Below are 5549 nucleotides of genomic sequence, written 5' to 3' on the forward strand. Positions count from 1 at the left end.
GTCGGTTCGCATACCTTTTTTGGCTTTTTCCAATAACCATTGTGCGATTTTCTTCATAACTTATTTCTCCCCCCTAATGGCTACGGAAATAATTTTGAAATATTCTCATAGCCCCCATACCAGCACTCTTAGTCACACCGGTTGAAGCCCAAAAATCTTTAACGGCGTCAGGTGTTTTGACCACCAGAAAGCCGAATCCGATTGAAGCAATAAAAGCGATAAACCCGTATTTAGCCATATTAGTGAAACACCATACTGATAATGACATACAAAGCACCTGGCTAATAATGGAAGCATTGTAATAAATGTACTTCTTCCACCACGTACCACTATAATCAAAGCTTTCAGTCGCCATGCTCATTGCAGCTAAAGGAATTGTCAGGTTATACCAAGCCATATCAGCCACAAACACACACATTTTGATAAAGAACACGACGGTTACGACAGTGAAGATTAGCAGAAACAAAATCTGTAAGGGTAGCGAAATGCCAACATCTTTTAGCCCAGGTACTTTATTCATGCCGGTAATTGATTTAGCAGTAAACTTCTGATCAGAATTAAACATATACTTTAGCAGGGGCAAGGTAATTGAACCTTGAATAAAGCCCTGTAAGAACACGAAAAACGGAATCACGGCCGCTGATTTAATCCCGTCCATGATGATATTAGCCCAAGTCACATCGGTACTTTCGTCCGCCTCTTTTATAATTGTCATCACAATACGCCCAAGGACAACCACAACGACTAACGATGTCGCAAAGGACAGGAAGATGGCATACCACGTTTTTACAATTGGCAAGCTTGGATTGGCTTGGTCAATGATTGCCTTACAGATGTTGAATAAACCATCTAACAAACCAGACAGTAGCCATTCGAAAAAGTGTGAAATAGCTGATTGAATAATTTCTGTCATTTTAAAATCCTCCTTTTTCTATTTGGGAATGAGTGAGACCGTACCAGTATCACTTTTAGCCAGTGTGTTAATTGGTGTTAGTTTATATTTGTCTGACTGCTTTTTAATCTTAAACAAACGTGTTTCTGTGCTACCTGAAACACTATTTTTACCAATGAACTTAATTTGTTCATTGCCCTTGTTTTCAATCAACTTGTAAGTATAAACTTCGCTAAAGCCCGCTTGGGTAAGTGTTAAGTTGCTTTTTGAAAACTTTGCAGTAGCGGCCATACCATTATCTTTGCTAGAAGCAAATGTCCACTGATGGCTTTGCAAATCTTGTGCTGTAGACTTCCCACAAGCGGTAAGACCAACAACAATCAGTAACACCGTCATCACGGCGATTATATATTTCCGATATTTTTTCATTAATATGTCCTCCATTATCCAAGTAAGTTGTCGTCTGGCTCCTCTGTTTGACTATCTTTATTTGAAACTCTCTCTAAGTCGCTGTCTAGGCTGTCCTGTTGTTGTTCCTCCTCTGTTTGAGACATCTTGTTTGCGGCTTTTTTTTGAGCAGTCTCCTTTAATTTTGCTTTCCATTTCGCTGCTCTTTGATGAAAGTTGGTTTCCTGGCTGGCTTCTGGTTGGCCTTGACATTGATCATATTGGCGATGAACTAGACAGATTCCGGTCTGGTGACTATCAGGAAAACACGGTTTTACAGGCTATCACTATGACAAAGTCATATACGGAAGTCAGCATTTCAGGCTCAGGTATTCATTCGATTTTCAAAGGGAAAATCCCTGGCACCCGCAGGCGTAAGGGCAATGTAGAAATGTATGATTCTGGCCGGTTCTTTGCATTAACTGGCAACACTATTGGCCGGTACCAAAATGAAGTAAACGTTGTTACCACAGAGGTCATGAAGCTGATGTATCACAAGTATTTTAGTGAAGACAATGTGGTTACAATTAATAATCACAATCCAATAAAGCCTAATGATTTAGACGTTGATGAAGTCATTAAACGTGCAGAAATGTCTCGTACCGGTGACCGATTCAAGGTATTTATGAACGGTGGATGGGAAGGGTTTTATCCTTCACAGTCAGAAGCAGATTTAGCGTTTGCCAATGACTTAGCCTTCTGGACTGGTCGCGATTTTAACAAGATGGATCAAATATTCAGAACTTCAAACCTGTTTAGGCCGAAGTATGATGAAAAACACGGTAAAACAACTTATGGTGTGGCCTTGCTAAATAAGGCTATCAATGAAGCTCATGAGACGTTTGACCCAAAACGTATGCCATTACGTAAATATCAATTTAACTTCGCCAAGGATGAAGATAAGCAAACAGAAACACCCCCAAGAAGTTGGGATGATACAGGTAATGCAGATCGGTTTATGGATACGTTTGGAAAACTTGTTAAATACTCATACATTGACAAGTGTTGGTATTGCTATAACGGTGGTTATTGGGAGACAGATAACGAAGGTAAAGTAGCACAATACATCGATATGACAGTTGATAACATGCGCAACGAAAAACTTCATGTGTCTGCTGATGTAGACCCTGAAAAAGCCAAAGAAGCTTGGGATAAATTTTTAAAGAAAACAAGAAGCAACAGTTCGAAAAAAGCTATTCTAAATGAAGTTCAACATCGAGTGCCAGTTTTACATGGCGAATTTGATCAAGACAAAACACTGCTGAATACATCAAATGGCTATGTTGACCTTTCATCAGGGATCTTATATGAACACGACATTAAAAAAATGTTTAGCCAGCAGGCTGACGTTGATTATACCGACAATATTGACTGCCCAGAGTGGAGTGAGTTTTTAGATCAGATTTTCGATAATGACCAAGAACTAATTCATTACATTCAAAAAGCTGTTGGATATTCAGCCACCGGTATTATCAAAGAACAAGTTATGTTCATTCTTTATGGAAACGGACGTAACGGAAAATCCATATTTATAGATATCATTTCGGATATTTTGGGAACTTATGCTAAATCAATGCAGGCTGATTCTATCATGGTTCGTCAAAATAGCTCCGGTGCCAATTCGGATATTGCTCGTTTGGAAAGTGCCCGATTAGTTACTTCGAGTGAACCTAATGAGGGTGTGAGATTGGATGAAGGTCTAGTTAAGCAGTTAACTGGTGGAGACAAAGTAACAGCAAGGTATTTGTATGGTAAGGAATTAGAGTTTAAGCCACAGTTTAAGCTATGGCTAGCAACTAACCACAAGCCAATCATACGAGGCACAGATGATGGTATATGGCGGCGATTAATGCTGATTCCATTCAAGGTTCAAATACCGACAGATAAAGTTGATAAGGACTTAAAGTATAAGCTGCAGCGTGAGTCAATTGGAATTTTAAACTGGATTGTAGAAGGCGCATTAATGTGGCAGAGGGAGGGATTGAACCCACCAGCTAGTGTGACTAATGCTAGTCGGCAATATCGTGAAGAAATGGATGTCATTAGTTTGTTTGTGGATGATTGTTGCGAAGTGAGTGATAGTTACCGAGCGTCTGCTGGTGAACTTTTTAAGAAATACCAATCATGGGCTAATGAAAATTCAGATTACTCAATGAGCAAACAAAAATTTGGCCGGGAAATGCGACAGAAATTTGAGATGGAAAAGACAAGAAATGGAAGATTTTATTTGGGACTGAAAATTAGTCAAGACTCAAGGCTTAATTGGATCAAGTAAAATGTGACGGATAAACTCAAAATGTGACGGATGTGTGACGGATAAAAAAATCGCTCAATCCCTTGGTACTACTACTATTATTGCTACTTTATTCTTATGTGACGGATAAATGTATAAAAGTAGTATATAAAAAGTAAAAAAATATATATAAGAGAAAGAGTTCATTTCGATTTATCCGTCACATGACAAAAAAATCGGATGAACGCTTACTGCGCCAACGCATACAGCGATTTTTTATCCGTCACCTTATCCGTCACACTGGAGGTGTGACCATTAAATCAGAACATGAGATTCAAAATGAAATTTTACTAGAGTTATCAAAAAGTGGCACAACCGTATGTCGAAGTAATGCTGGAAAAATTAAAACTAAAGATGGTCGAACAATTGCCTTGTTTCCTAAGGGGTGGCCTGATATTACTGGATTCCGTCATTCGGATGGAAAGATGATATTGATTGAGTGCAAGAACGCTCGTGGACGGTTGCGTAAAGACCAGCAACAGTTTGAAAAGTTTATTAGCCAATACCCAGTTCTATATGGTGTTGCACGATCAGTTGAAGATGCGTTGAAAATTGTAGGTGATAATAATGCTTGATTATGATGCTTTAAATAAGCTAGAAAAACAATATGGCAATATTAAGCTAGTGCCAGAAGACAATCCGTTATTGCACAAGTTAAGAAAGTCCGCGATTGGTAACGAAGACGATCCACAAGTTAGTTATCCGAAAACTAGTGCCACTATTAGTCATGATGATGTGGTTGAGATTCAATACTATTGGGATCATGGCATTCACAATTCGCAAAAGATCGGTCGTCTCATGGGACATGATCATACTTGGGTAACTAGGCGGTTATCAGTGATGGGGCTTAGCACCATCAAGCATAAGCGGATTAGTAATGCGGAACAACGGCGTCTACATCAAAAGGGACTGGCAGCACACAGAAATGGGAGCGAAAACCATAAATGAAAACAATTAGTATTACGAATTTACGAGATAGCAACGTGTATTACCTTAGTAACTTTAGTTCAGAGTGCTTTAGCTTTAGTAAAGATGCCAATGAGGCAGCATGCTTTGGTCAACAGGATGGCAAATTTATTGGCCGCAAAGTAGCCAAAATTCTGAACGGTGTGGTCAAGGTTACAGATGTGGAGGGTGAATGATGGATAAATCAGTTTTAGAAAAACGCATTCATGATAAGGCAGAAGAACGGGCCGATAAATATTTTGAAACGATCAGGTCGTTTTTTGGGAACGAAAGAGAGTTGGTAAACAAGCTTGCTCTAAAACCAAGTAGTAAAGAAAAAATGTATTTTAGAACAGATCGTTTTGGGATCGGAATATTTGATAACCAAGAGAGTTTAAGCAAACATACCAACTGGCAAGACATTCGTAAAGAACTCGTTGAGAAATATGAAAAAGAAGAAACTGACAATATTTTAGATAAATTAAATAGTATTAATTATCTATTGGAGGGGAAATGATGGTACCAAAATTTAGAGTGTGGACGACACCAGCAATGACTATTGTGGAGGTAGACAAATGAAGATTAAAACATTTTGGACTGGTGGCTTCGAAGATCATTATTTCGATAGCACTGTCAATAAATTCATAGAAGACAAAAAGGTTGTGCAGATTTCAACTGGCGATACAATTCTTTCACATGATGAATATTCTCATACGCTGACAGTGCTCTATGAGGAGGCGCAGCATGACACACGAACAGATTGAGTATCGCAATTACGTGATGCAAGGCATGGAAAACTATGGTGGCGATGTGGCACAGGCGCTAGTGTGGTGCGGCAATCACTTTACCAAGCTGAACGGCAGCCAGCGCAACGCGATTAACAAATTGTCATCGAAGGAACGAAACCAGGTTATCCATGAGCTGACGATGGGATAAAATTCTTAACGAGCTTACACGGCCATTTTAGGAGGC

Annotated in this window: 8 protein-coding genes and 2 pseudogenes; 7 read left to right on the plus strand and 3 right to left on the minus strand. The window is 39.2% G+C overall.

Annotated features, from left to right (window positions below; all coding sequences use genetic code 11):
* Window positions 1–73: 73 nt before the first annotated feature.
* From JCM11969_RS15750 to JCM11969_RS20590, 3 genes and pseudogenes are all read right to left on the minus strand, one after another.
* A complete protein-coding gene (locus JCM11969_RS15750) occupies window positions 74–913 on the minus strand; it encodes a conjugal transfer protein TrbL family protein (RefSeq protein WP_054712726.1) in 840 nt (279 codons plus the stop codon).
* Between the two features lie 18 nt (window positions 914–931).
* Complete coding sequence (locus tag JCM11969_RS15755; protein ID WP_002825299.1) at window positions 932–1321, minus strand: hypothetical protein; 390 nt, start codon at window positions 1319–1321, stop codon at window positions 932–934.
* A 14-nt stretch (window positions 1322–1335) separates the two neighbouring features.
* A pseudogene (locus tag JCM11969_RS20590) lies at window positions 1336–1551 on the minus strand (VirD4-like conjugal transfer protein, CD1115 family); the annotation flags it as partial.
* Between JCM11969_RS20590 and JCM11969_RS15760 the strand changes: the two are divergent.
* The 7 genes and pseudogenes from JCM11969_RS15760 to JCM11969_RS15790 all read left to right on the plus strand — a co-directional run.
* A pseudogene (locus tag JCM11969_RS15760) lies at window positions 1539–3614 on the plus strand (phage/plasmid primase, P4 family); the annotation flags it as partial. The pseudogenes JCM11969_RS20590 and JCM11969_RS15760 overlap by 13 nt on opposite strands.
* A gap of 272 nt (window positions 3615–3886) precedes the next feature.
* On the plus strand, window positions 3887–4207 hold the full coding sequence (locus JCM11969_RS15765; protein WP_054712744.1) for a VRR-NUC domain-containing protein: 321 nt from the start codon (window positions 3887–3889) through the stop codon (window positions 4205–4207).
* Window positions 4200–4580, plus strand: coding sequence for a hypothetical protein (locus JCM11969_RS15770; RefSeq protein WP_054712729.1), 381 nt, complete (start codon window positions 4200–4202; stop codon window positions 4578–4580). Before JCM11969_RS15765 ends, JCM11969_RS15770 begins: the two co-directional genes overlap by 8 nt.
* Window positions 4577–4774, plus strand: coding sequence for a hypothetical protein (locus tag JCM11969_RS15775; RefSeq protein WP_054712732.1), 198 nt, complete (start codon window positions 4577–4579; stop codon window positions 4772–4774). The genes JCM11969_RS15770 and JCM11969_RS15775 overlap by 4 nt, the downstream gene beginning before the upstream one ends.
* Complete coding sequence (locus JCM11969_RS15780; protein ID WP_156319408.1) at window positions 4771–5094, plus strand: hypothetical protein; 324 nt, start codon at window positions 4771–4773, stop codon at window positions 5092–5094. Before JCM11969_RS15775 ends, JCM11969_RS15780 begins: the two co-directional genes overlap by 4 nt.
* 58 nt (window positions 5095–5152) lie before the next feature.
* Entirely contained in the window at window positions 5153–5341 is a 189-nt protein-coding gene (locus tag JCM11969_RS15785; RefSeq protein WP_054712738.1) for a hypothetical protein, read from the plus strand.
* On the plus strand, window positions 5322–5513 hold the full coding sequence (locus tag JCM11969_RS15790; RefSeq protein WP_054712741.1) for a hypothetical protein: 192 nt from the start codon (window positions 5322–5324) through the stop codon (window positions 5511–5513). Before JCM11969_RS15785 ends, JCM11969_RS15790 begins: the two co-directional genes overlap by 20 nt.
* Window positions 5514–5549: the final 36 nt, after the last annotated feature.

This window comes from Secundilactobacillus paracollinoides DSM 15502 = JCM 11969 (genome assembly GCF_001311135.1).
Taxonomy (GTDB): domain Bacteria; phylum Bacillota; class Bacilli; order Lactobacillales; family Lactobacillaceae; genus Secundilactobacillus; species Secundilactobacillus paracollinoides.